The sequence below is a fragment of the Salmonella sp. SAL00670 genome (assembly GCF_046552235.1).
Lineage (GTDB): Bacteria > Pseudomonadota > Gammaproteobacteria > Enterobacterales > Enterobacteriaceae > Salmonella > Salmonella enterica.
On record NZ_JBGDUO010000006.1, the window covers coordinates 95,216 to 119,714 of the forward strand.

The 24,499-nt window shown below is 52.4% G+C and carries 24 protein-coding genes; 5 read left to right on the forward strand and 19 right to left on the reverse strand.

What is annotated here, in order from left to right; genetic code table 11:
* Positions 1-204 precede the first annotated feature (204 nt).
* Complete coding sequence (gene yfcC / locus ACLJRS_RS18535; RefSeq protein WP_000117932.1) at positions 205-1,725, forward strand: putative basic amino acid antiporter YfcC; 1,521 nt, start codon at positions 205-207, stop codon at positions 1,723-1,725.
* Positions 1,726-1,773: 48 nt separating this feature from the next.
* On the opposite strand, the gene ACLJRS_RS18540 is transcribed toward yfcC, so the two are convergent.
* The 5 genes from ACLJRS_RS18540 to ACLJRS_RS18560 form a co-directional block, all read right to left on the reverse strand.
* Positions 1,774-2,727 carry a transketolase family protein gene (locus ACLJRS_RS18540; RefSeq protein WP_000593017.1) on the reverse strand — a complete coding sequence of 318 codons (954 nt, stop codon included), beginning with the start codon at positions 2,725-2,727 and terminating at the stop codon, positions 1,774-1,776.
* A complete protein-coding gene (locus tag ACLJRS_RS18545) occupies positions 2,720-3,550 on the reverse strand; it encodes a transketolase (RefSeq protein ID WP_001103265.1) in 831 nt (276 codons plus the stop codon). Before ACLJRS_RS18545 ends, ACLJRS_RS18540 begins: the two co-directional genes overlap by 8 nt.
* Positions 3,547-4,938, reverse strand: a complete 1,392-nt coding sequence (locus ACLJRS_RS18550) for a PTS ascorbate transporter subunit IIC (protein WP_001522266.1) — start codon at positions 4,936-4,938, stop codon at positions 3,547-3,549. Before ACLJRS_RS18550 ends, ACLJRS_RS18545 begins: the two co-directional genes overlap by 4 nt.
* Positions 4,939-4,958: 20 nt before the next feature.
* The gene (locus tag ACLJRS_RS18555) at positions 4,959-5,231 is read right to left on the reverse strand and encodes a PTS sugar transporter subunit IIB (RefSeq protein WP_000699818.1); all 273 of its coding nucleotides are present in this window, start codon (positions 5,229-5,231) and stop codon (positions 4,959-4,961) included.
* Between the two features lie 80 nt (positions 5,232-5,311).
* The gene (locus ACLJRS_RS18560) at positions 5,312-5,755 is read right to left on the reverse strand and encodes a PTS sugar transporter subunit IIA (protein WP_000901813.1); all 444 of its coding nucleotides are present in this window, start codon (positions 5,753-5,755) and stop codon (positions 5,312-5,314) included.
* Positions 5,756-6,007: 252 nt separating this feature from the next.
* Here ACLJRS_RS18560 and ACLJRS_RS18565 point away from each other — a divergent pair, with 252 nt between their 5' ends.
* On the forward strand, positions 6,008-7,027 hold the full coding sequence (locus ACLJRS_RS18565; RefSeq protein ID WP_000026949.1) for a LacI family DNA-binding transcriptional regulator: 1,020 nt from the start codon (positions 6,008-6,010) through the stop codon (positions 7,025-7,027).
* 5 nt (positions 7,028-7,032) lie between these two features.
* Here ACLJRS_RS18565 and yfcD read toward each other — a convergent pair whose 3' ends face one another.
* The 3 genes from yfcD to yfcF are packed head-to-tail and all read right to left on the reverse strand — an operon-like array spanning position 7,033 to position 8,895.
* Positions 7,033-7,587 (reverse strand): NUDIX hydrolase YfcD, encoded by a 555-nt coding sequence (gene yfcD / locus ACLJRS_RS18570; RefSeq protein WP_000230215.1) that lies wholly within the window; start codon positions 7,585-7,587, stop codon positions 7,033-7,035.
* 56 nt (positions 7,588-7,643) lie between these two features.
* Positions 7,644-8,195, reverse strand: a complete 552-nt coding sequence (gene yfcE, locus ACLJRS_RS18575; protein WP_000772458.1) for a phosphodiesterase — start codon at positions 8,193-8,195, stop codon at positions 7,644-7,646.
* A 55-nt stretch (positions 8,196-8,250) separates the two neighbouring features.
* Positions 8,251-8,895, reverse strand: a complete 645-nt coding sequence (gene yfcF / locus ACLJRS_RS18580) for a glutathione transferase (RefSeq protein WP_000043010.1) — start codon at positions 8,893-8,895, stop codon at positions 8,251-8,253.
* Positions 8,896-9,037: 142 nt separating this feature from the next.
* Here yfcF and yfcG point away from each other — a divergent pair, with 142 nt between their 5' ends.
* The gene (gene yfcG, locus ACLJRS_RS18585) at positions 9,038-9,685 is read left to right on the forward strand and encodes a GSH-dependent disulfide bond oxidoreductase (RefSeq protein ID WP_000566558.1); all 648 of its coding nucleotides are present in this window, start codon (positions 9,038-9,040) and stop codon (positions 9,683-9,685) included.
* Positions 9,686-9,810: 125 nt separating this feature from the next.
* A complete protein-coding gene (locus ACLJRS_RS18590; RefSeq protein WP_001166274.1) occupies positions 9,811-10,704 on the forward strand; it encodes a TIGR01777 family oxidoreductase in 894 nt (297 codons plus the stop codon).
* Positions 10,705-10,755: 51 nt separating this feature from the next.
* Here ACLJRS_RS18590 and hisP read toward each other — a convergent pair whose 3' ends face one another.
* The 10 genes from hisP to ACLJRS_RS18640 all read right to left on the reverse strand — a co-directional run bounded on the left by hisP (position 10,756) and on the right by ACLJRS_RS18640 (position 21,285).
* A complete protein-coding gene (gene hisP / locus ACLJRS_RS18595; protein WP_001293591.1) occupies positions 10,756-11,529 on the reverse strand; it encodes a histidine ABC transporter ATP-binding protein HisP in 774 nt (257 codons plus the stop codon).
* Between the two features lie 13 nt (positions 11,530-11,542).
* A complete protein-coding gene (gene hisM, locus ACLJRS_RS18600) occupies positions 11,543-12,250 on the reverse strand; it encodes a histidine ABC transporter permease HisM (protein ID WP_000569771.1) in 708 nt (235 codons plus the stop codon).
* Entirely contained in the window at positions 12,247-12,933 is a 687-nt protein-coding gene (locus ACLJRS_RS18605) for a histidine ABC transporter permease HisQ (RefSeq protein ID WP_000965498.1), read from the reverse strand. The genes hisM and ACLJRS_RS18605 overlap by 4 nt, the downstream gene beginning before the upstream one ends.
* A 180-nt stretch (positions 12,934-13,113) precedes the next feature.
* Positions 13,114-13,896, reverse strand: a complete 783-nt coding sequence (hisJ, locus tag ACLJRS_RS18610; RefSeq protein ID WP_000731865.1) for a histidine ABC transporter substrate-binding protein HisJ — start codon at positions 13,894-13,896, stop codon at positions 13,114-13,116.
* A gap of 237 nt (positions 13,897-14,133) precedes the next feature.
* On the reverse strand, positions 14,134-14,916 hold the full coding sequence (gene argT / locus ACLJRS_RS18615) for a lysine/arginine/ornithine ABC transporter substrate-binding protein ArgT (protein ID WP_000754423.1): 783 nt from the start codon (positions 14,914-14,916) through the stop codon (positions 14,134-14,136).
* A gap of 288 nt (positions 14,917-15,204) precedes the next feature.
* A complete protein-coding gene (locus ACLJRS_RS18620; RefSeq protein WP_000825682.1) occupies positions 15,205-15,774 on the reverse strand; it encodes a UbiX family flavin prenyltransferase in 570 nt (189 codons plus the stop codon).
* Between the two features lie 26 nt (positions 15,775-15,800).
* Positions 15,801-17,207 (reverse strand): amino acid permease, encoded by a 1,407-nt coding sequence (locus ACLJRS_RS18625; protein WP_410957877.1) that lies wholly within the window; start codon positions 17,205-17,207, stop codon positions 15,801-15,803.
* Between the two features lie 63 nt (positions 17,208-17,270).
* Positions 17,271-18,374 carry an alanine/ornithine racemase family PLP-dependent enzyme gene (locus tag ACLJRS_RS18630; RefSeq protein ID WP_410957878.1) on the reverse strand — a complete coding sequence of 368 codons (1,104 nt, stop codon included), beginning with the start codon at positions 18,372-18,374 and terminating at the stop codon, positions 17,271-17,273.
* A 1-nt stretch (position 18,375) separates the two neighbouring features.
* Positions 18,376-19,797, reverse strand: a complete 1,422-nt coding sequence (locus ACLJRS_RS18635) for an APC family permease (protein WP_000072512.1) — start codon at positions 19,795-19,797, stop codon at positions 18,376-18,378.
* A gap of 90 nt (positions 19,798-19,887) precedes the next feature.
* On the reverse strand, positions 19,888-21,285 hold the full coding sequence (locus tag ACLJRS_RS18640) for a diaminopimelate decarboxylase family protein (RefSeq protein ID WP_000132306.1): 1,398 nt from the start codon (positions 21,283-21,285) through the stop codon (positions 19,888-19,890).
* A 210-nt stretch (positions 21,286-21,495) separates the two neighbouring features.
* Between ACLJRS_RS18640 and ACLJRS_RS18645 the strand changes: the two genes are divergently transcribed.
* A complete protein-coding gene (locus tag ACLJRS_RS18645; RefSeq protein WP_410957879.1) occupies positions 21,496-22,923 on the forward strand; it encodes a sigma-54 interaction domain-containing protein in 1,428 nt (475 codons plus the stop codon).
* A gap of 35 nt (positions 22,924-22,958) precedes the next feature.
* Here ACLJRS_RS18645 and purF read toward each other — a convergent pair whose 3' ends face one another.
* Entirely contained in the window at positions 22,959-24,476 is a 1,518-nt protein-coding gene (purF, locus tag ACLJRS_RS18650; protein ID WP_000334205.1) for an amidophosphoribosyltransferase, read from the reverse strand.
* Positions 24,477-24,499 lie beyond the last annotated feature (23 nt).

A 24,499-nucleotide genomic window follows, 5' to 3' on the forward strand; every position in this document is an offset into this window, starting at 1 on the left:
TGCCGGATGGCGGCGTGAACGCCTTGTCCGGCCTACAGGTGAGATACCGTTGTAGGCCGGACAAGACGCGTTAGCATCGCCATCCGGCATTCTGCTATTTACCCTGCAAAGCGGAATTTTTTGCTTAACTGCGCTGCATCAATGAATAACTATTCCCTTCTTCTCATACTTAGCCTCTTTGCTTTGCAACAGGGATAGTCTGTCATGTCTGTCGTTACAGAATCAAAAACAGCCAGAAAATGGGCAATGCCCGATACGCTGGTCATCATCTTTTTTGTCGCCATTTTAACCAGTATCGCCACCTGGGTCGTACCCGTTGGGATGTTTGATAGCCAGGAAGTGCAGTATCAGGTCGATGGTCAGACAAAAACCCGCAAAGTCGTCGACCCGCACTCTTTTCGCATTGTGACCAATGAGGCCGGGGAAGCGCAGTATCATCGCGTACAATTTTTCACTACCGGCGATGAAAGACCAGGGCTGATGAATTTTCCGTTTGAAGGGTTAACATCCGGATCGAAATTCGGCACTGCCGTCGGCATCATTATGTTTATGTTGGTGATTGGCGGCGCATTCGGCATCGTGATGCGTACCGGCACCGTGGATAACGGCATTCTCGCGCTTATTCGCCACACGCGGGGCAACGAAGTCCTGTTTATTCCGGTGCTATTTGTCCTCTTTTCGTTAGGGGGCGCCGTATTTGGCATGGGCGAAGAGGCGGTCGCCTTTGCAATTATCATAGCCCCGCTGATGGTCAGGCTGGGCTATGACAGCATTACCACCGTCCTGGTGACCTATATCGCCACCCAAATTGGCTTTGCCAGTTCGTGGATGAACCCTTTCTGCGTAGTCGTCGCCCAGGGGATTGCCGGCGTGCCGGTACTTTCCGGCTCCGGGCTGCGTATTGTGGTCTGGATTGTCGCCACGCTGATTGGGCTGGTTTTTACACTGGTCTACGCCTCACGCGTGAAAAAGAATCCTCTGCTTTCCCGCGTCCACGAATCCGATCGCTATTTCCGCGAACAGCAGGATGAAGTCGTCCAGCGCCCTTTCACCTTCGGTGACTGGCTGGTACTGCTGGTCCTGACCGGCGTAATGATTTGGGTCGTCTGGGGCGTGATTGTCCACGCCTGGTTTATTCCGGAGATCGCCAGCCAGTTTTTCACCATGGGCGTGGTGATCGGCCTCATCGGCGTTATCTTCCGCCTCAACGGTATGACGGTCAACGTGATGGCGTCCTCATTCACCGAAGGGGCGAGGATGATGATCGCACCCGCCTTGCTGGTGGGTTTTGCCAAAGGCATTCTGCTGCTGGTCGGCAACGGCGAAGCCGGGGAACCCAGCGTGCTCAATACGCTGCTTAACAGTATCGCGCATGGCATCAGCGGGCTTAATAATGCTATCGCCGCCTGGTTTATGCTGCTCTTCCAGGCGGTATTTAATTTCTTTGTCACGTCCGGTTCGGGTCAGGCGGCGTTAACCATGCCATTACTGGCGCCGCTCGGCGATCTGGTCGGCGTTAACCGTCAGGTGACTGTTCTGGCCTTCCAGTTTGGCGATGGCTTCAGCCATATCATCTATCCGACATCGGCCTCGCTGATGGCCACGCTGGGCGTGTGCCGGGTCGATTTTCGCAACTGGCTGAAAGTGGGGGCGTCGCTGCTGGGACTACTGTTTATTATGTCCAGCGTGGTCGTCATTGGCGCGCAGATGATGGGATATCATTGATCCAAAATGCCGGATGAGCATCAGCGCCATCCGGCAATATCTCCATGATTAAAGCAGTGATTTCGCGGCTTCTACAATCGCTTCGGCAGTGAGTCCGTACTCTTGTTGTAAGAAATCCTGCGTTCCTACCTGCCCATAACGCTCTTTGACGCCAACACGGCGCATCGGCACCGGACAGTTTTCCACCAGCACTTCCGCCACCGCTGACCCCAGTCCATTATGGATGCTGTGGTTTTCACACGTGACGATACGCCGCGTTTTTTCCGCGTAGTTTTTCACCAACATGCGATCGATAGGCTTTAAGGTGAACATATCAATGACCGCGGCGCTCACACCTTCCTGCTCCAGTTGGCGCGCCGCCTCCAGCGCCTCCGCCACCATAATGCCGTTGGCGATAAGCGTAATATCATCGCCCTCGCGCAGTACGTTGCCCTTGCCAATGGTAAAGGTAGAGCCTGGCGCATAGATACTCCGCGCCTGCTTACGGATGGTACGCAGCCAGTAAAAACCGTCCAGGTCCATTAGCTGGCGTAAAATATCCGCGAACATCACCGCATCCGTCACCTCCAGTACTACGGAGTGCGCCAGCCCGCGAACAATCCCCATATCTTCAAAAGACATATGGGTGCCGCCGTTATGGCACGCTGTCACTCCGGCATCGGAGGCGATCACTTTGACGTTGTTACGCTGATAATCCAGCGCCATGAAGAGCTGATCAAAACAGCGACGGCTGGCAAAAGCGGTAAAGGTATGCACAAACGGTTTACGACCGGTCAGCGCCAGCCCCGCCGCCGTGCCAATCACATTCGCCTCCATAATACCGCAGTTAATGACATGCTGCGGGTAGTCACGCGCCACGCTGTCCATCGCCATTGAGCTCATTAAATCAGCCTCAAGCGCAATAATTGGGCTTCCGGCCTCAATCTGCCCGGCGATAAAACCGGCGTAAACTTTGCGCATTTCGATATCGTCTTTAAGCCCTGCGGGCGCAAGCTTAATCATGCATGACCTCCAGTTGATGAATGGCCTCATTGAGCGTCTGCTTCATGCCATCCGTCAGGCGTAAGTGGTGAGAATTCGTTAACTGCTCCAGGCATGGCACCCCCTGCCCTTTAATGCTGTCAAGGATCACAACCCGTGGCTGGGCATCGGCGGGCGGCACAGGCTGAACCACCGCCAGTAGTCCGGCGATATCATCGCCTTTGACGGTGACGACATCGAAACCAAACGCACGGAATTTCCCTTCCAGATCGAATGGATTGATAATCTCCTCCAGCTCGCCGTCAAGCTGCTGTTTATTCCAGTCAATGAAAACGGTCAGATTATTCAGGCGGTGGTGGGCAATAAACTGAAACGCCTCCCAGCACTGCCCTTCATTCAGCTCCCCATCGCCGACAATGCAAAATACCCGGTTGGGTCGCCGCGCCAGTTTATGCGACAGCGCCATTCCGCCCGCAATAGAGATGCCCTGTCCCAGTGAGCCGGTCGTGGCGTCCACGCCGCGCGTTTTTAGCCGATCCGGATGGCTGGGAAGACGGGTGCCGTTCTGGTTAAGCGTATTCAGCTCTTCGCGCGGGAAATAGCCTTTAATCGCCAGGGTACTGTACAACGCGGGGCCCGCATGGCCTTTCGACAGCACGAAGTAATCGCGCTCCGGCCAGTCCGGGTCGGCAGGGTCGATTTTCATCACCGCGCCGTACAGAACCGCCAGAGTTTCCACTACCGACATGCTGCCGCCATAGTGACCAAAGCCAAGATGGTTTAAGGATTTGAGCGTGGCGACGCGAATATCGCGCGCCAGTTGGGTGATTTCGGTTACGTTCATTCTTTCGCTCCGCTATTTTCCTGCACTTCGGCAGTCGCTTTTTTGTTTTTGGCCAACACGTTGTACGCCACCAGTAGCGCGAATAGCGCCACCACCAGCCCCGTGATAGCCATCGGCGACAGATAACGCGCCAGGTTGCCCAGCAAAATACCGATTACGCCAAAGTCAGCATCCGAGAACGTGGTATTGGCGAAGCCGATCGCGCCGAGAACCGGCAGTAACAGCACTGGCAGGAAAGTGATTAATAGACCATTAGCAAATGCGCCGATCATCGCCCCGCGGCGACCGCCGGTGGCATTGCCAAAGACGCCTGCGGTCGCGCCGGTAAAGAAGTGCGGCACAACGCCTGGCAGGATTAACACAAGCTTCATCTGTCCAAGCAGGAACAGCCCCACCAGCCCACCGAGAAAACTGAACAGGAAGCCAATCAGTACCGCGTTAGGGGCATAGGGATACACCACCGGGCAGTCCAGCGCCGGACGCGCGTTTGGCACCAGTTTTTCTGAAAAGCCGGTAAAGGCCGGAACAATTTCCGCCAGAATCAGACGGACGCCTTGCAGAATGATGAACACGCCGGCGGCGAAGGTGATTGCCATGATGATGGCGTACACCAGATAGTTTTGCCCGCCGCTAAACGTCGCTTCGACATACTCACGCCCTGCGCTGACTGCCATAATCAGATAGATAATCATCATGGTCAGCGAAATCGAGATAGAACTGTCGCGTAAAAAACTGAGGTTTTTCGGCAGGTTCATCTCTTCCGTGGAGCGGGAGCCTTTACCACACAGGCTGCCAATCCAGCCGGAAAGCACATATCCCAGGGTACCGAAGTGACCAAACGCAATGTCATCGGTACCGGTAATCCGCCTCATATAACGTTGGGCCAACGCCGGGAAGAAGGCCATCACCAGCCCCAGGATCAGCGATCCGGTGAAGACCAGCCCTACGCCCTCAAACCCCGCCACGGTCAGGATTACGCCAATCATACAGGCCATGTAAAAGGTGTGATGCCCGGTCAAAAAGATATATTTAAGACGCGTAAAGCGCGCCACGACAATATTGGCCACCATACCAAATGCCATAATTAACGCCGTGGACGCGCCATATTTTTCCAGCGCGATTGAGACTATCGCTTCATTATTAGGAATAATGCCCTGAATATTAAAAGCGTGTTCAAACATACCCCCTAGCGGATTTAATGAACCCACCAGTACGGTTGCGCCACCGCCAAGCACAATAAAACCTAAAATGGTTTTAATCGTGCCTTTTACCACATCGGAAAACGCTTTTTTCTGCGCCACCAGACCAATCAGCGCAATTAACCCTACAAGCACCGAGGGCACTTTTAAAATATCAACAACAAAATTCAGCGTTTCAAGGATAAACATATCCACCTCGCCAGCAATAATTATTGTTTAGCGAACCATGCGCGCAGCTGCGTTTCCAGTTCGTTGATGTCGATGATGTTATTGATCACCACCAGTTGGCTTTCCGGTACGCTGGCGCTGGCCGCGATATCTTTGGCCATTACAAAAAGATCGGCAGCCCCGGGCGTGGCCGATGAAAGATCGGAGTGTTCCACTTCAGCGTCAATATTGAGTTTCTTTAATACTTTTTTAATGTTCATTTCTACCATAAAACTACTACCCAGGCCGGAACCGCAAATTGCCATGATTTTCATTATTGTCACCTTTTAAAAGTAGAGTTGGTCTGCATCACGCACGGGCGTAATGTTATTTACCGCAAGAAAATGGAATAAAATCAGAAACGGTCAATAATCGTTTTAATGTCCTCCAGGTTTTTTGCCTGATGTAATTTTTCCATATCTACATCACTGGAAAATAATTCCGCCAGCGCCGATATCATTTCGATATGACTGTGCTTATCAGGCGCCGCCAGCATAATAATGATGTCAACCGGATCAAATTCGTCTGCGCCAAATGAAACGCCGCGCTGTAGTTTCAGTAACGATAAACCTAACCCTTTCGCCCCCTCTTCCGGCCTCGCATGCGGCATCGCTAACCCTGGCGCTAATACATAATACGGCCCAAGCTTTTGGTGCTGCTGAACAATCGCCGTAAGGTATTCCGGTGCGATAACACCTGCGTCCAGCAGGGGTTTGCCGCAAATTTCCAGCGCCTGCGGCCACGTTTCCACGCTCTCCTGTAGCGTGATGGTTGCGTCAGATAACCAGGTTCCCAGCATGTTATTCGCCCCCACGGTGTATGAAATTATGAACAAACTTTATTCAAGCCATTCGATATTAGCTGCGATCGTTATCACAAAGATAGCGCTACCAGCGACTATTACTCAGAATTGTGATAGCGCTATCAAATTAAAATCATGGTGTGAAATCACAGCAAAAAAGCGGATTTAAGGCGTATACTGCCAGTCATGCGAAGCAAAGAACGACAATAAAAAAGCATCTCAACATGTTGTAATGACGCAGGAATTTGTATGTCGATACCCCGTAAACGGCGCAGTACCGGTAAAGTGACTATCGCCGATGTAGCCCAACTTGCCGGTGTAGGCACGATGACCGTATCACGAGCCTTACGCACGCCGGAACAGGTCTCTGATAAACTCCGGGAAAAAATCGAAGCGGCAGTGCATGAGCTGGGCTATATGCCTAATCTCGCCGCCAGCGCGCTGGCGTCTGCCTCCTCGCACACCATCGCGATGGTCGTACCGAACCTTGCGGAAGCGGGGTGTTCTGAAATGTTCGCCGGGCTGCAACAAATTTTACAGCCCGCAGGCTACCAGATTATGCTGGCGGAATCGCAGCATCGCGTGGAACAAGAGGAGAAGCTGCTCGAAACGCTGCTGGCCTCCAACATTGCCGCGGCGATTCTGCTTAGCGTCGAACATAGCACTACCGTGCGCCAGTGGCTGAAAAATGCCTCTATCCCGGTGATGGAGATGGGCGCGATTCGCAGCGATCCTATTGATATGAATATCGGTATTGATAACGTTGCGGCAATGTATGAGCTGACGGAAATGCTGATTCAGCGCGGTTATCAGAATATCGGGCTACTATGCGCCAATCAGGAGCAGTGGATTTTTCAGCAACATCTGCACGGCTGGTACAAAGCGATGCTTCGCCACCATATGTCGCCAAACCGGGTGATTAATGCCGCCTTGCCACCCAATTTTTCTACCGGCGCGTCGCAACTGCCGGAGTTTTTACTGGCGTGGCCGGAGCTGGACGCGCTGGTATGCGTATCGGATGAGCTGGCCTGCGGCGCGTTATACGAGTGCCAACGACGGCGGATCAAAGTTCCGGACGATTTAGCGGTGGTCGGGTTTGGCGATAGCGATGTCAGCCGGGTCTGCCAGCCGCCGTTAACCACCATGGCCGTACCGCACCGTAAGATTGGCAGTGAAGCCGGACGGGCGCTGTTGGAAAGGTTAAATCAGGGAAACTGGAGCGATCGGAAATCCATCGCCTCCAGTTTATGTATGCGGGAAAGCTGCTAAAACGCTTATTCCGTCTCTTCCGGTTTCTCCTGGAGCGCGGCTTCGTTTTTGGCGTTGCGGGTCATCCACAGCGCCAGCGCTTTGAGCGAATCTGGCGTAAACTCATCACAGCGCGCGGTGATCTCCTCCGGAGTCAGCCAACACACTTCGCTGACTTCATCTTCCTGAAGCGCGAAAGGCCCGTGGGAAACGCAGCTAAACAGCGCGCCCCAAACCCGGCAATGTTGGTCTTCAAAGTAAAACAGACCGTGTTCGGCAAACGGCACGCCTGCAATACCCAACTCTTCTTCCGCTTCGCGGCGGGCAGATTCCAGTAGCTGCTCATCAGCCTGGACCACGCCGCCTGCGGTAGCATCTAACATACCGGGCAAAAAATCTTTTGTTTCGGTACGACGCTGCACCAGAATTTTACCCATACCATCATGAACGACGATATACGTCGCACGATGCCGTAAGCGTTGCGCACGCATCTGTTCCCGGCTGGACTGTGCAATGACTTCATTGTCTTCATTCACAATATCCACCCATTCCGTACTTGCCAAACGACGCTGTTCCACCATCAGGAAACCTTCTTATTTCTGGCGCTCTTACGGCGCATTTACGTTTGTGAGGTAAATTACGAGTTAATTGCAACCTGCGCAATGATACTTTGATCATTGAGTGCGATTACGCTCAACACATTATCATCCAGAATACCGTAGCTTGCCGCATACCCGCCTTTCGGGATGCTCACTGACCCAGGATTAAAGTGATACAGTCCTTCCTGCTGTTGCGCCACCGGCAGATGCGTATGACCATAGACCAACACATCGCCAGTATGCAGAGCGGGCAGATTCGTCGGCCCGAAGAGGTGCCCATGCGTTAAAAATAGCCGCCTCTCTTGCGTCAATATTTGCTGCCACGGCGCAGTGATCGGGAAATGCAGCAGCATCTGATCCACTTCGCTATCGCAGTTGCCGCGCACGGCAATGATTTGCGTCGCCACCGCGTTCAGGCGTTCGGCTACCTGGGCGGGCGCATAGCCTTCAGGCAGCGCATTTCGCGGCCCGTGGTTAAGGACATCGCCTAATATCACCAGCCAACGCGCGCCGCTTTGCGCGAACCGCTCAAGCACGCGTTCCGTGGCGGGTAAAGAACCATGAATGTCCGATGCGAACATCAGTTTCATCGCTCACTCCTCGTTGTGAAAAACGGCGTTATGATACTGGAATATGAATAGATTTTCAGCCTGAACGCTTCGAGGAAAGCGCAATAAAACGCTGTACGGAAGCACGCTGCCACTGGAATGTCGCATATGCCGCCAGCGACGCCGGCACGTCATCGCCATGCAGCGCCAGACGATTGATCATCAATGCCAGATCGGTATCGGCAATGCACCATTCACCAAATAAATTTTGCGTCCCCTGCCCCAATAGCGCTTCAGCCGTCGCAAACAGTTTTGCCGCGCTGGCTTTTCCAGCCTCGCTTAGCGGCGCTTTTTTCGCCCCGGCAAACACTACGTCGGTAGGCCGTTCTTCGCGAAGCGGCAGTAAATCGCTGCGTAGCCACGCCTGAATCTGTCGCGCGCGGGCGCGTTTTTGTAAATCGTGCGGGTAGATACGCTCCCACTGCGGCGGCGCGAAACGCTCCTCCAGGTATTCCGCAATAGCGGACGACTCGCTCAACTCAAAATTGTCGGCCTCAAGCACCGGTACGCGCTGCGTCAGCGCATATCCTCGCCAGCCAGGTTGCAGATGTTCTCCCTGGTCCAGATCGCGAGTTTTCAGAGTAAAGGAAAGCCCTTTTTCTTGTAATGCCACCCAGGCGGACAAGACGTAGGGAGAGAAAAAGTTCGCATCCGACCACAGCACAATAACAGGCTTACTCATAATGTCCTCTTGAGGGCGTATTAGGTTTCTTCCCAAAATATAGCGTCTTTCGCCTGCTGTCACCTGATGAAAACTCACACACATCAGGAGGCTTTCTATACTTAATTCAGCCCAGACTCTTTACGCACATGCAGGAGCCAAAATGATTGACCTTTACTACGCCCCCACGCCCAACGGGCATAAAATAGCGCTGTTTCTGGAAGAGGCGGAGCTGGCGTATCGTTTGCTAAAAGTAGATATCAGCAAGGGCAATCAGTTTCGCCCTGATTTTTTGGCTATCTCTCCCAATAATAAAATTCCTGCCATCGTCGATCACGCCCCGGCAGACGGCGGTCAACCGCTTAGTCTTTTTGAATCCGGCGAAATTCTTCTCTACCTGGCGGAAAAAAGCGGCAAACTGCTTAGCGGGGAGCTGCGTGAACGCCATACCACGCTGCAATGGCTGTTCTGGCAGGTCGGCGGGTTAGGGCCGATGCTGGGCCAGAATCATCACTTTAACCACTTTGCGCCGCAGGCCATCCCCTATGCAATTGAACGCTATCAGGTTGAAACGCAACGCTTATACAACGTCCTGAATAAACGCCTGGAAACCTCCCCGTGGCTGGGCGGCGACCACTACAGTATTGCGGATATCGCCAGTTGGCCGTGGGTTAACGCACATCAGCGTCAGCGAATCGATCTTGATAGCTACCCGGCGGTGTATAACTGGTTTGAACGCATTCGCACGCGTCCTGCGACAGCGCGCGCACTGTTACAAGCGCAACTGCACTGTAACAGTACGAAAGCGTAACGAGGTAGCATACATCATGTATGATGTAGAGGTGTATACACGGAAAAAACCTGCGTCCGGCACCCTTATTCGTATTAAAAACCTGACATTAGGGAAGAGGAAATCCTCCCTACTCTGGAGGTCATATGCAGATTCTGATTACCGGCGGTACGGGCCTGATAGGGCGTCATCTCATTCCCCGGCTGTTAACACTGGGGCACCAGGTGACGGTCGTTACGCGCAATCCCGATAACGCGCGTCAGATTCTCGATTCCAGAGTGACATTATGGAAAGGGCTGGCGGAACGTGAGCACCTCAATGAGATTGATGCCATCATCAATCTGGCGGGCGAACCGATTGCCGACAAGCGCTGGACGTCACAACAAAAAGAACGGTTGTGCCAAAGCCGCTGGGCTATCACGCAAAAGTTGGTGGATTTAATTCATGCCAGCGCTACGCCGCCCTCGGTGTTGATATCCGGCTCCGCCACGGGCTATTACGGCGATCTGGGCGACGTTGTCGTCACTGAAGATGAGCCGCCGCACAACGAATTTACGCATAAACTTTGCGCCCGCTGGGAACAGATTGCCTGTCGTGCGCAGAGCGACCAGACCCGCGTCTGCCTGCTGCGTACCGGCGTTGTCCTGGCGCCGCAAGGCGGGATTCTGGGGAAAATGGTTCCGCCGTTTCGCCTCGGACTCGGCGGTCCGGTGGGTAATGGTCGACAATATCTGGCCTGGATTCACATTGACGATATGGTCAACGGCATTCTGTGGCTGCTGGATAACGATCTTCGCGGTCCCTTCAATATGGTCTCGCCGTATCCCGTCCATAATGAGCATTTTGCTCATGCGCTGGGTCGCGCGCTGCGCCGCCCGGCGATTATTCGCATTCCGGCGACGGCAATTCGCTTATTGATGGGAGAGTCGTCAGTGCTGGTATTGGGCGGACAGCGGGCGCTGCCAAAACGGCTTGAAGCCGCCGGATTCGCATTTCGCTGGTATGATTTAGAAGAGGCGCTGGCGGATGTGATTCGCTAGTTCCTAAAGCGCCGTATCCTGCCCGGTAAGCGATGCGCCGCCGGGCTTCTTTTATTTCAGCGAGCCTTTCAGGAATTGCTGTAAACGCGGGCTTTGCGGATTGCCGAACACCTGCTCCGGATCGCCCTCTTCTTCAATTTTCCCCTGATGCAGAAAAATAACGTGCGAAGAGACATGGCGAGCGAAGCCCATTTCATGCGTGACCACCACCATCGTTTTGCCTTCTTCCGCCAGTTGTTGCATGATGCGCAACACTTCGCCGACCAGTTCAGGATCGAGCGCCGATGTGGGTTCATCGAACAGTAAAACGTCAGGTTCCATCGCCAGCGCGCGCGCAATAGAAACGCGCTGCTGTTGGCCGCCGGAGAGATGGACGGGATATTTGCCCTGAGCGCGCTCATCAATCCCCACCTTCGCCAGATATTTCAACGCCCGCTCGCGCGCGTCGTGCTTGCTTAATCCCAGTACCTGAATCGGCGCTTCCATCACATTTTCCAGCACCGTCATGTGGCTCCAGAGGTTAAAGTGCTGAAACACCATCGTCAGGCGGGTACGCAACAAGCGTAGCTGATTTTTATCCGCCACTTTGAGCTGCCCGTCTTTGTCGCGCACCAGATTAATGTTCTGACCGTTCACGATAATCGCGCCTTCGCTCGGTTTTTCGAGGAAGTTAATGCAGCGCAAAAAAGTGCTTTTACCGGAGCCGGACGAGCCGATGATGCTAATCACATCTCCGGCGCGGGCCTGCAGCGATACCCCTTTCAGCACTTCATGACCGCCGTAGCGTTTGTGCAAATCGATAACGTGTAATTTATTTTCTGACATTATGTTACTCGAATTATTTAGAGGACACGTGCTGCAACCAGCGTCTTTCCGCCCGACGGAACAGGCTTATCAGGACATACGAAATGAGTAAATACAACACGGCGGCAATGCCAAACGCGGTAAACGGCTGGTAAGTCGCTGAGTTAATATCGCGGGCGATTTTCAACAAATCCGGCACCGTCGCGGTAAACGCCAGCGCCGTAGAGTGCAGCATTAAAATCACTTCGTTGCTGTAGGCAGGCAAGGCGATGCGTAATGCCGACGGCAAAATAATGCAGCGATACATTTTAAATGACGAGAAGCCATAGGCCCGTGCCGCTTCAATTTCACCGTGCGGTACCGAACGAATCGCCCCCGCGAAAATTTCCGTGGTGTACGCGCAGGTATTCAGCGTCAGCGCCAGTACGGTACAGTTCAGTCCGCTGCGGAAAAACGCGTTAAGAAGATCGGTGCCTTTGACTATCTCCAGCGTATACATCCCCGAATAGAACACCAGTAGCTGTACGTACAGCGGCGTGCCGCGAAAAATATACGTAAACAGCCAGATGGGAAAACGGATGAATTTATTACTGGAAACGCGACCTACCGCCAGAATCACCGCCAGAAGACCGCCCATCACCACCGATGAAATTAACAGCCACAGCGTAATCGCCACGCCGGTAAAACGATAGCCATCCGTCCACAGCAGGGATTTCCAGTACTCCTGAATGATCTCAATCACAAATCGGCCCTCTTCACGCCCACGGAATAGCGACGCTCAAGTAAGAGCAGCACACCATTGGAAACGGTGGTAAATACCAGGTAGATAAGTCCACAGACCACGGCAAAATAGAAAGGCTCCCAGGTACTTTTACCGGCAAGCTGCGTGGCTTTGACGACATCTTCCAGGCCCAGCAGCGACACCAGCGCCGTCGCTTTGAGTATCACCTGCCAGTTATTGCCGATCCCCGGCAGGGCGTAACGCATCATCGCCGGGAACATAATCCGCCGGAAGGTTTGCCCGTGGGTAAAACCAAAGGCCGTCGCCGCCTCGATATGGCCTTTCGGCACCGCCATAAACGCGCCGCGAAAGGTTTCGGTAAAATAGGCGCCGTAGATGAAACCAAGGGTGATAATACCGGCCACCATCGGATCAATATCTATCTGGTCGATACCCAGCGAATCGGTCACCACGTTAAGCGCGATTTGCAATCCGTAAAATATCAGCAGCATTAAGACCAGATCCGGCACCCCGCGAATCAGGGTGGTGTATCCTTCAAAAATAAGCCCCGTTACCCGGTTTTGCGAAAGCTTCGCCCCCGCGCCGACAAGACCGATAAGCACGGCCAGCACCACGGAACTGAGCGCCAGTTCCAGCGTGACGATCGCGCCCTGTAAAATTACGCCTGAAAACCCGTACAACATGCAGCCTGTCCTGTTGTGTGTGGTGAAGTAAGAAGCCTCTTTTGCATTTTTGCCTCACATCACGCCGGATGGCGGCTATGCCTTGTCAGGCCTACGATGCTCCGTAGGCCTGACATGCACAGCGCCATCAGGCAATGCAGACAGTCAACATTCTTTGGGCTTTATCTGCACCGACGGTGATTAACCGCCATAAACATCAAAATCAAAGTACTTTTTCGCCAGCTTTTCGTAAGTACCGTCAGCACGCATTTCAGCAAAGGCTTTGTTCAGCGCTTCGCGCAGCTCGTTATCCTCTTTGCGCAGCCCCATACCGGTTCCTACGCCGAATAACTTCTCATCTTTCACCGCCGGGCCGCCGAATTTATAGTCTTTTCCGACGGGCTGTTTAAGGAAACCTTCGCTGGCCGCGACCTCGTCCTGGAACGCTGCATCAATACGACCAGCCGTCAGATCGGAATAAATGTTGTCCTGCCCCTGGTAAGAGACGATCTCAATCCCTTTCGGCGCCCAGTGCTCATTGCCGAAGGTCTCCTGCGTCGTCCCCTGTAGCACGCCGACGCGCTTGCCTTTCAGCGACGCGATGGTCGGCTGAATATCAGAGTTCTTCGCCACCACCAGACGGGAATCAGCGGCGTAAAGCTTGTCGGTAAACGCGATTTCCTGCTGGCGCTTTTCAGTGATGGACAGCGAGGACATGATGGCATCAATTTTCTTCGCTTTTAAAGACGGAATCAGCGCATCCAGCGGGTTTTCCACGAACGTACACTGTGTGTTGATACGTTTGCACAGTTCTTTGGCCAGATCGATATCAAAGCCGACCAATTCACCTTGTGCATTTTTGGATTCAAACGGTGCGTATGTAGGATCGGTACCGATACGAATCTTTTGTGGAATAGCGGCAAATGCTGCGGTAGCGCTGGAAAATGCCAGCACCAGAGAAAGGGATAACGCCAGTTTTTTCATAACTATCCTCAACAGACTGTCTTTCCAGGAGATCTTTACAGATCCGATGCGACTATCGTGCCATTAATCAGGCCGACAAGGCAAAGCATTCTACCTTGTCAGCCGGTTTATTTTGCATAAAAATCGATTAAGTATGCATTTATGCGCCTGTTCCGCAACGGCTTATGCACCAAAAAGGTGCAAAACATCTATTTTGCACCGTGATAGTTCCCCAGCGCGGCGCGTTATCCCCTTCCCTCAATCGCCGTAGACATTAAAATCGAAGTACTTTTTGGCCATTTTGTCGTAAGTTCCGTCCTGGCGCAGTTCGGTCAGCGCTTTATCAAACGCGGCTTTTAGCTCGGTATCATCTTTACGCAGCCCAACCCCCGTCCCGTCGCCAAAATATTTTTTATCCTTCACGGAAGGACCGGCAAACGCATACTCTTTGCCCGCTGGCTGCTTCAGGAAACCTTCGCTGGCGGCGACTTCATCCTGTAATGCGGCATCCAGACGACCGGCGGTTAAATCGGAATAGATAAGATCCTGGTTGGCATAAGCCACCACATCCACACCTTTAGTGCGCCAGTTATCATTGGCGTAAGCCTCTTGCGTGGACCCTTGCAGCACGCCGACATGCTTGCCTTTCAGCGATTCCAGCGTCGGCTGAATGGGAGACCCTTTTGCCGCAATCAGGCGTGAATCCGCCGCGTAAAGTTTGTCGGAAAACGCGATTTCTTGCTGGCGTTTATCGGTGATAGAGAGCGATGAAATAATGGCATCAATTTTTTTCGCTTTTAGTGAGGGAATAAGCGCATCAAAGTCGCTGGCGACCCAGGTACATTTCACCTGCATACGCTTACACATTTCATTACCGAGATCGATATCAAAGCCAATAAACTCGCCTTTGGCATCTTTTGATGAGAAAGGCGCGTAGGTGGTATCTGTTCCAATACGAACCGTTTGCGGGAGCGCGGCGTAACTGGCCGCCGTCGCGCCCAGACCTATCAGCAAAGACAAAGCGAGAACGGTCTTCTTCATACATACCCCTCAAGTGGCGTCATTTTCTTATGTTTTACGTGGTGTTGTGTGTTTGCAGACTTTTTCATGCAGGTCTTATGCCATTTTCACGTCAGCAAAACGATTCGACGTTAAATTTGTTAATAAAACGTTGCAATATTGTCCTGATGTTGAAGATAGCAGGTATGACGGTTGAACCGCAGCGTTTCGGCGGCTTTTAACGAATTAAATGTTGAGGATATGATCGCGGTTACAAAATTGCCCTGAAACAGGGCAACAGGGACAATAATGCACGCTAAACAGACAACGCTATGCGCCCTGCCAGCGAACAAAAAGATCGTGCGGAAGGGGGATATCAAACTGATCCAGCACTCGGTTAACCGTTTGATTTATAACATCATCTAACGTCTGAGGAAGATGATAAAAAGCCGGAACCGGCGGCATAATCACCGCGCCTATCTCAGCGGCCTGGGTCATTAAACGCAAATGCCCGATATGCAGCGGCGTTTCGCGCACACACAGCACCAGAGGTCGCCGCTCTTTTAATATCACATCCGCCGCGCGGGTAAGCAGTCCGTCAGTATAACTGTGGACAATCCCCGACAGCGTTTTAATCGAACAGGGCAAGATAACCATTCCCGCCGTCGGGTAAGAGCCCGAGGAAATGCTGGCGGCAATGTCGCGCGCATCGTGCGTCACATCGGCCAGCGCCTGCACCTCGCGCAGCGAAAAATGGGTCTCCAGCGCCAGCGTTTGCCGGGCCGCCTGGCTCATCACCAGATGCGTTTCCACGCTATCGACATCGCGCAAAATTTGTAATAAGCGCACGCCATAAATCGCTCCGCTGGCGCCGCTAATTCCTACAATGAGTCGTTTCATGTTCTCTTACCGTTTACGAGCGCCGTTCATCCCACTGTGTTACGTAATCGGCTCAAAGTGGGTCTGAAGAGATACCATGACAAAAGAATCCCTATCATAAAAGCCAGCTCAACCAACATTATCACTACCCCCTGCTCACTAAACCAGGTGCCGACCATAATGGCAAAATTGGTGATAATGACAAATCGGGCCGTCCAGGGGAAAAGCGGCGATCGATAGCGTAGCAAATCGCTGGCGTACGTTCCATTACGCACCGATTGTCGGAAGCGATACTGGCACCATCCGATGGTTATCCATGCCAGGCAACCCACCTGCCCGGTACTGGCGATCAGATATAAATAAAATTGCTGTGCGGGAATATAGCGGGTCAGCAACGACACTAACGCCAACAAGGCCGTGATTAAAATAGCATACACCGGCACGCCGCCGCCGTTCGTTTTACCAAAGCAGGCTGGCGCAAAGCGATCGCCCGCCATAGACCACAGCATACGCGAACTGGCGTAAATGGCCGAGTTAGCGGCAGAAACCGCGGCGGAAAAGATCACCAGCGTCATCAGCGTATCCGCCCCCGGAATGCCCGCGTGGGAGAATACCCATACAAAGGGACTTTGTCCATTTGGCGTCAGTTCATGCGGATAGACCAGCGCCAGCACCGCAATCGCCAGGCCGTAAAACAAAATGATTCTGAGACCGATCCCCAAGATCACTTTCGGTAAAATAATGTGCGGCGATTCGGTCTCCCCTGCCGCATTTCCTACCAGTTCCACCCCCTGGAAGGAGTAAATCACGATCGTCATACAGACCACAATTTGCTCCCAACCGTGGGGAAACCACATTCCGTCTGTTTTTAACGTCGGGTGCCAGTCACTATGGCCCATTAGCGAGTAGATCATGACCCCGCCCGCGCAGATAAACAGCACGATCGCGAAAACCTTAATGGCCGAAAGCCAGTATTCGCATTCGCCAAAAATTTTTGCGGAGGTGAGATTGATGGCCGTCAGGATGAGCAGAATCGCCAGGCAGAACATATATACCGGAACCGCGGGGAAAAACTGGTGAGCAATAAACCCTGCGGCAGTGAGGTCGGCCGCCAGGGAAAAGACCCAGCTAAACCAGTAAAGCCAGCCAATGGTATAGCTCCAGCAAGGTGACGGCATAAACATCAGCGCGTAATGTTGAAATGAACCGGAGTGAGGAAAAGCGCATGATAATTCGCCAAGACACATCATCGTCGCCAGCATAATGGTTCCGGCAAACAGATAGGCCAGTAAGGTTCCCGCCGGCCCGACGCTGCTTAACGGTTCGGCAATGCCGATAAATAAGCCGGTGCCAATCGTGCCGCCCAGCGACATCATCAGCAGGTGCCGCTTCTTCAGGTTACGCCGCAGACCGCCTTCAGGCTCTGCTGGCGGAGATTGTTGCAGGGTATCCATCGTTACTCCCTGTCTTTCGTGAGGTCAAAGATGCCGCCGCGACATAGCCGCGGCGGTTATGCGTTAACGCGTAAACCTCCAGGCGACGCCTTTGGTCTGGCAGGCCATTAACAGGCCCGTATAATCCAGCTCAAAGCGAACCACATCGCCTACTTTTAGCGACTGACGACAATCTTCAATATCCACCAGCGTATGATCGCTGGTTTGTCCTAAGATAGTGATAGCGTCGTCGCATGGCACACAGTTATCCGACGGCACATCCTGGCGACCAAACGCCAGCAATGCGCGTCGGCGTATGCCACGATCGACAAAGGTTTTACTTTGCAAAAAGGCATCGACGCCCAGCTCCCCGACCGGGACGGTCGGTTTACTGTTCAGTTCGATGATTTCCGCTTCCAGGATATACATATCGGAACAGGCTTTATCGACCGGTTTTGCGGAGTGGTGAAATTCATTCAGGTATTTCATGTCCACATATTCAATGCCGAATTCATGCAGTCCGCCGATGCGCAGATGATTCAGCCCCTGCGGCCAGATACCTTTATCCAGCAGGTGATAGCTGGTGCAGTTTCCCGCAGAAAGCCGCCGGATAGGAATACCGCTGTCGGCTTCCAGCCGGGCGGCCAGCGCCAGAAAATCCTCGCCATTTTTTACCGTTGGCAACACGGTGCCGTAACAATTAAAGTTGGTGCCCAGTCCATATAATTCCAGACCGGGCAGACCAGTAATCAGAGTCACGGTCTCAAGAATGCGTTGATATTCACCAAACCAGATACCCTCGCGTAAATCGCCCATATCCACCATCAGTAATACCTGATGCGTTTTCCCCTGGCGTTGGGCTTCTTGCGATAATGCCCGTAATACCACCGGCTCGCTATTTAAACTAATATCCGCGTAGCGCACCACATCTTCGATTTCACTCAGACACGGGCTGCGTAACAGGCAGGTCGTACATCCTGTCTCGCGTATTTTTTTCAAATTATAGGTTCGTGATTCAGCGATAACGGTAATTCCGCCGTTGAACACCGCCTGCGCGGTTTCCACGCAGCCGTCAAAAACTTTATTGACAGCCATCACGTCAATACCGCTACTTGCCAGCAGAGCTTTTTCCGTGCGGGCGTTTTCTTCCAGCTTGCGTAGATTTATTTCCAGAACTGGCATATACATTTTATTTTCCTCCCGCCATGCTTAAACGGGCATTACGTTTCTGCGCCCGATGGTAAATGTACTCCGCGACGACAACCGCCAGCACGGCTCCGCCAATAATTTTCCCGGCGTACTGGAAATATCCGCCCATATCAATTTGAGAAGGCGGAATAAATAACAGCGCAACGGCAAAGGCGATAGAAAGAAAGCCCAGCGCGGGTAAAATAGCCGGTAAAACCTTGCCCGGAATTTTAAAACTTCTTGGCGTATCTGGCTGAGTCTTACGTAAACGCCAGAACGCCGGGAACATCACCAGATAAGGAATAAAATAGGTGATGGTCGTTAGCGCTGTTAACATCCAGTAAGCCGCCGCAACGCTTGGCGAAATAAAAGTCGAAAAACACAGGACCGTGACAATAATCGCCTGTACAGTCAAGGCAAAGGCGGGCGTTTTCCACACCGGATGTAATTTGCCGATTCGGTCCCCCAGCAGATTATCTTCACGCGAGGCTTCCTGGAGCATATAAATCGGCCCCACCAGCCAGGAGTTAATCTGCCCGAGAGCGCCAAAAAACATACAGATGGCCATAACAGGAATTAACCACGGCATATGCAGCGTATCCGCAGCAGCATGCATAGCCTGCATGACGCCTGCCACGATGTCGGTTTTCCCGGCGGGTAAAAGCGTATTTAGCGCCCAGGTGCCAACCATATAGATTCCAACGATAACGGCGGCAGAGACGGCCATCGCTCGCGGAAAATCACGCTGTGGATTACGGGTACGCCCGGCAATCATCGGGGCGACCTCCAGTCCGGCAAACGCAAACATCATGCTGGATAAGAAAACGATCGTATCCCAGTGCCCGAGATCCGGAATCCAGTTTTTCGCTGTAGTGTAGTCCGTCTGCATCTGGTGTCCGGTACATAGCCATACCACCGCCAGTAAAATGAGGATGGCGGAGGGAATAAATACGCCGCACCAGGCGCTGATGCTATTAATAATTTTTGTCCATTCCATCCCGCGGATATTCATCAGCGTTAATAGCCAGAAAATTACCGCGGAACCAATACCGATAAATGCTTTATTTTCCGCCAGGCCGCCGCCGATCATATAGCCCAACGCGGTAAAGCCGAATTGCAGCATTAATGGGAAAAACAGTACGCAGGAAAAGAGAAAACAAACCACGACAATCCATGCAATACGTTTACCAAATGCCTCTTTAATCCAGACAAATATCCCGCCATCTTTCGGCCAGCCGGTTGACAGCTCGCCGCATACCATCGCTAAAGGAAAAAACAAGCAGAATGCGGCTATCACCCATAACAACATGGCCGATGCCCCGTAAGGCGCCACGTTAGGGATTTGCCGCAAACTCAGAATAGCGATGACATTCATAAAGACAATGTCTTTGATGCCAAGTAAGCCAGAATTCGTGTTACTCATGGCCATCTCCTGTTATGCATTCAGGCATCACTGCCCTCTTCTTATCATCTGACGACGGGCTTCAGCATGAAACTGAAGCCCAAAACAGTATTAATAAATGTCGTACTTGACCATATCTTCGTAACTGTCTTCCCGACGAATCAGACGCGTCTCACCATTTTTATCGATCATCACCACGCCCGTGCGCGGACGGTTGTTATAAACGGTTTGACTTTCAATGGTGTATGCCCCGGCATCAAGAAACGCGACAATATCGCCAACATGAGTCTCCTTCGGCAGTAAAAACTCTTCGCCTTTCACTCCCATGTGGAAATAATCTCCGCCATCACACAGCGGCCCGGCTAATTTTATCCAGGCGTCGTGCGCTGCCGTCATGCGAGAGGCGTTATAGACATAAAAGAACCAGTCAAAATGCTGGCTGTCAGAGAGTACGCTGTAACCAGCGTCGACAAATTTCCATTCAACGTGGCATTCCACATTGCCGTTAAGATCGTAATTTGTTTTACGTTTTTCGCAGGAGACTTCCGTCAGTAAAACCGCCGCCGACCCGGTCACTTTACGTCCCGGTTCAATACATATTTCCACATCGGTACGCCATTTATGCACTTCGCGAATGACCGCATCGGCAAAATCCTGGGCGGTAATACCGGCATACATATTATCTTTTAACGGGTCGCCATTCTCATCGTCATATTTATAGGGAACCGGAATTCCGCCGCCCACGTTGATCAAATCAAATTTAATACCGAGCACCTCTTCCAGGCGACGGGATTCATCCACCAGCACTTTAGTCGCTTTTGCGAAAGGCTCTGACTCCGGCACCTGATCGCCCACATGCATATGCAAGCCGCGCAAATGCACATAAGGCATCGCCAGAATGCGGCGGCAGGTTTCTTCCGCCTGTTCCAGGTCGAGACCTGACTTCGCATGGAAAGCGGTAACCAGTTCCGCATGCGTCGCCGAGGGAACATTCGGCTCTACACGGACGCAAACATTGGCGACTTTCTTCAGCTTGCGAGAGATGGCATCAATATGTTCCAGCTCATACAGGCTATCAACATTAATAAGATACAGATCGTTGGCGATGGCATATTCCAGATCGGCAGGCTTTTTCACCACGCCGTTGAAGACGATCTGATCGCCGCGAAAGCCTATCTCCAGACACTTGCGAACCTCATATTGTGAGTTTGCCTCCGCGCAAATTCCGGCGTCACGAATGGCTTTCAATACCCCCATGACCGAGCAGGTTTTTGACGCAAAGAAGGTTTTGGTATTTTTATGCGCCGCAAATGCCTGCTGGATTTCATGAATGTTACGAATAATCTCCGGCTCAGAAAACACATAGAACGGCGTGGGGTACTGGCGCGCCAGAGCGTCCAGATCGACCCCTTCAAAACACAAATGACCGTCTTTGTGCTGGAAACGGCGATCGCCGTTGATTACCTGCTCACGTAGCTGGTTGTAATTCTGCATAATCGAGTCAGTCATAACGCCCTCTGCTTAATGTTTATGGTAAAAATCCGCATTCTTTACAGGGATAAAGCAAAAGGCATGCCACTATTTTTTATCATCATAATCAATTACTTATAAAAATAAGCTTTTTCTCATTTTCGTCATTGAGTTTGTTATTCATCACAACGACGAAAATTCGTCACTTTTATAATGGCAACATGAACAATAGATATGAGGAATGCATGTATGGCATCCACCAATCAGGAACTGGCCTCGGCGCTCAGGATGTTTTCCCGCTTTTTCGATTTGATTCATCAGCCGTTGGCCGTCATTAATGAGCGTGGTGAATACGTTTACTACAATCAGGAAAGCGCGGATCTGGACGGCTACAGCATTGAACGGGCAATGGGAAAACATATGCTGGATGTCTATCCGGGCATGAAAGAGACGCAAAGTACGATGCTTTCATCGTTAAAAAAAGGCGTGGAATACATTGGCCATTATCAAATTTATTACAATGCGCGAGGCCAGGCCGTTGACTATCAGCACACCACCGCACCGCTCTATGCAAGCGATGGCGGCATGGTCGGCGTTATCGAAATCGGCAGGAATATGTCCGGCGTCAGGCGGCTCCAGGAGCAGGTGGTAGAACTGAACCAACTGCTGTATGCCGATCGCCATGAGAAGCACCATGCCATTATTACCGAAAACCCGGAAATGCTCAGTAATATCGCCAAAGCCAAACGGCTGGCCGCCAGTGATATTCCGGTGACGATTGTCGGGGAGACGGGTACGGGTAAGGAGCTATTTTCCCGCCTGATACATCAATGCAGCAAGCGGGCGAATAAGCCATTTATCGCCCTGAACTGCGGCGCTCTACCGCCTACGCTTATCGAAAGTACGCTTTTCGGCACCGTGCGCGGCGCCTATACCGGCGCGGAAAATAGCCAGGGCTATCTGGAGTTGGCAAACGGGGGAACGCTCTTTCTTGATGAGCTGAACGCCATGCCGATAGAAATGCAAAGTAAGCTGCTGCGATTCTTGCAGGATAAAACCTTCTGGCGGCTCGGCGGACAACAGCAACTCCACTCTGATGTCAGGATCGTTGCCGCCATGAACGAAGCGCCCGTCAAATTAATTCAACAAGAACGCCTGCGGGCGGATCTTTTTTATCGGTTGAGCGTCGGAATGTTGACGTTACCGCCGCTGCGCGCCCGCCCGGAAGATATTCCCTTACTGGCAAATTATTTTATTGATAAATACCGTAATGATGTGCCGCAGGACATTCACGGACTAAGCGAGACGGCGCGTGCTGATCTGCTCAATCACGCCTGGCCGGGTAATGTCAGGATGCTGGAAAACGCGATTGTACGCAGCATGATCATGCAGGAAAAAGACGGGCTGCTGAAACACATCATTTTTGAACAGGACGAGTTAAATTTAGGCGTACCGGAAACCGCGCCGGAAAATCCCCTTCCCTCGTCACCCGATCCGCAGTATGAAGGGTCGCTGGAGGCACGGGTTGCCAACTACGAAAGGCATTTAATAGAAACCGCGCTGGATACGCATCAGGGGAATATTGCCGCCGCGGCCCGTAGCCTTAACGTATCCCGCACCACGTTACAGTACAAAGTACAAAAATACGCTATTCGCTTCGGCGTGGTGCGTAATTGACATCGGCCAGCGGCATCGCGCCGCTGGCAAAGCCATTAGCCTTCGTTATGCATTTCCAGGTTTTCCATTTCGTTCTGGAACAGCACCGCTTTGGCGTCGTCATTACGTAATGAATCCAGGAAGTCGAGGTATTGCTGGTCTACGTCTTTGGTGACATATACCCCGTTAAATACCGAACATTCAAACTGCTGGATATCCGGGTTTTCCGCGCGTACGGCTTCGATCAGATCGTTCAGATCCTGGAAGATAAGCCCGTCTGCGCCGATAATCTGCCGAATCTCATCCACCTCGCGACCATGCGCGATCAGCTCATTGGCGGTCGGCATATCAATGCCATAGACGTTGGGGAAACGAATTTCCGGCGCGGCGGACGCCAGATAAACCTTCTTCGCGCCGGCTTCCCGGGCCATCTCGATGATCTGCTCTGATGTGGTGCCACGCACGATGGAATCATCCACCAGCAGGACGTTCTTATCGCGGAATTCCGCGCGATTAGCATTGAGCTTACGGCGCACGGATTTACGGCGTAGCTGTTGGCCCGGCATGATAAAGGTACGTCCCACGTAACGATTTTTGACAAATCCCTGGCGGTACGGCTTGCCGAGAATACGGGCAATTTCCAGTGCGATATCGCAGGAGGTTTCCGGGATAGGGATCACGACGTCGATGTCCAGATCTTCCCATTCACGAGCGATTTTTTCGCCAAGTTTGGTGCCCATATTCACACGAGCGCTGTAGACGGAGATTTTGTCGATAAAGGAGTCCGGGCGAGCAAAATAAACGTACTCGAACAGGCAGGGATTACTGACCGGGTTATCCGCGCACTGGCGCGTGAACAGTTGCCCCTTTTCGGTAATATAGATAGCTTCGCCCGGCGCGACATCGCGCAGAAACTCAAAGCCCAGCGTATCCAGCGCCACGCTTTCAGAAGCGACCATATACTCCGTACGACCATCGCCAACGTCACGCTTGCCCAGCACTAACGGGCGAATGCCGTGCGGATCGCGAAAAGCCACCATGCCGTGGCCGATAATCATCGCCACGCAGGCATAGGCGCCGCGGATTTGACGGTTAGTCGCGGCAATCGCGGCAAAAATATTGTCGGCTTCCAGCGGATAGTGACGGAAGTTGTCGAGCTCGCTGGCGAAAATATTGAGCAGGATTTCGGAATCGGAGGTGGTGTTGATATGACGGCGCTTTTCTTCAAACAGCTTTTTACGTAGCTCGTGCGCATTAGTCAGGTTGCCATTATGGGCCAACGTGATGCCATACGGCGAGTTAACGTAAAAAGGTTGCGCTTCCGAAGCGCTGGAGCTGCCTGCGGTAGGGTAGCGTACATGGCCGATCCCCATGTTGCCCTGCAAACGCTGCATGTGGCGAGCTTCAAAAATATCGTTCACCAGCCCGTTTGCCTTACGCAAGCGGAAGCAGTTATTCGCATCAATGGTGATGATACCGGCAGCATCCTGACCACGATGCTGGAGCACTGTTAACGCGTCATAAATCGACTGGTTGACCGGCATAACACCGGCGATACCGACAATACCGCACATACGTCATTTTCCTCGTTAAGCCA

Excerpts from the sequence above, each read along its gene's own strand:
- ACLJRS_RS18640 (WP_000132306.1), bottom strand. The coding sequence starts at position 21,285 with ATGACTGACTCGATTATGCAGAATTACAACCAGCTACGTGAGCAGGTA.
- ACLJRS_RS18645 (WP_410957879.1), top strand. The coding sequence starts at position 21,496 with ATGGCATCCACCAATCAGGAACTGGCCTCGGCGCTCAGGATGTTTTCC.
- argT (WP_000754423.1), bottom strand. The coding sequence starts at position 14,916 with ATGAAGAAGACCGTTCTCGCTTTGTCTTTGCTGATAGGTCTGGGCGCG.
- hisP (WP_001293591.1), bottom strand. The coding sequence starts at position 11,529 with ATGTCAGAAAATAAATTACACGTTATCGATTTGCACAAACGCTACGGC.
- purF (WP_000334205.1), bottom strand. The coding sequence starts at position 24,476 with ATGTGCGGTATTGTCGGTATCGCCGGTGTTATGCCGGTCAACCAGTCG.
- ACLJRS_RS18555 (WP_000699818.1), bottom strand. The coding sequence starts at position 5,231 with ATGAAAATCATGGCAATTTGCGGTTCCGGCCTGGGTAGTAGTTTTATG.
- ACLJRS_RS18540 (WP_000593017.1), bottom strand. The coding sequence starts at position 2,727 with ATGATTAAGCTTGCGCCCGCAGGGCTTAAAGACGATATCGAAATGCGC.
- ACLJRS_RS18620 (WP_000825682.1), bottom strand. The coding sequence starts at position 15,774 with ATGAAACGACTCATTGTAGGAATTAGCGGCGCCAGCGGAGCGATTTAT.
- yfcC (WP_000117932.1), top strand. The coding sequence starts at position 205 with ATGTCTGTCGTTACAGAATCAAAAACAGCCAGAAAATGGGCAATGCCC.
- ACLJRS_RS18590 (WP_001166274.1), top strand. The coding sequence starts at position 9,811 with ATGCAGATTCTGATTACCGGCGGTACGGGCCTGATAGGGCGTCATCTC.
- ACLJRS_RS18545 (WP_001103265.1), bottom strand. The coding sequence starts at position 3,550 with ATGAACGTAACCGAAATCACCCAACTGGCGCGCGATATTCGCGTCGCC.
- ACLJRS_RS18550 (WP_001522266.1), bottom strand. The coding sequence starts at position 4,938 with ATGTTTATCCTTGAAACGCTGAATTTTGTTGTTGATATTTTAAAAGTG.
- ACLJRS_RS18625 (WP_410957877.1), bottom strand. The coding sequence starts at position 17,207 with ATGGATACCCTGCAACAATCTCCGCCAGCAGAGCCTGAAGGCGGTCTG.
- ACLJRS_RS18565 (WP_000026949.1), top strand. The coding sequence starts at position 6,008 with ATGTCGATACCCCGTAAACGGCGCAGTACCGGTAAAGTGACTATCGCC.
- ACLJRS_RS18560 (WP_000901813.1), bottom strand. The coding sequence starts at position 5,755 with ATGCTGGGAACCTGGTTATCTGACGCAACCATCACGCTACAGGAGAGC.
- hisJ (WP_000731865.1), bottom strand. The coding sequence starts at position 13,896 with ATGAAAAAACTGGCGTTATCCCTTTCTCTGGTGCTGGCATTTTCCAGC.
- yfcD (WP_000230215.1), bottom strand. The coding sequence starts at position 7,587 with ATGGTGGAACAGCGTCGTTTGGCAAGTACGGAATGGGTGGATATTGTG.
- yfcF (WP_000043010.1), bottom strand. The coding sequence starts at position 8,895 with ATGAGTAAGCCTGTTATTGTGCTGTGGTCGGATGCGAACTTTTTCTCT.
- ACLJRS_RS18635 (WP_000072512.1), bottom strand. The coding sequence starts at position 19,797 with ATGAGTAACACGAATTCTGGCTTACTTGGCATCAAAGACATTGTCTTT.
- yfcE (WP_000772458.1), bottom strand. The coding sequence starts at position 8,195 with ATGAAACTGATGTTCGCATCGGACATTCATGGTTCTTTACCCGCCACG.
- ACLJRS_RS18630 (WP_410957878.1), bottom strand. The coding sequence starts at position 18,374 with ATGTATATGCCAGTTCTGGAAATAAATCTACGCAAGCTGGAAGAAAAC.
- yfcG (WP_000566558.1), top strand. The coding sequence starts at position 9,038 with ATGATTGACCTTTACTACGCCCCCACGCCCAACGGGCATAAAATAGCG.
- ACLJRS_RS18605 (WP_000965498.1), bottom strand. The coding sequence starts at position 12,933 with ATGTTGTACGGGTTTTCAGGCGTAATTTTACAGGGCGCGATCGTCACG.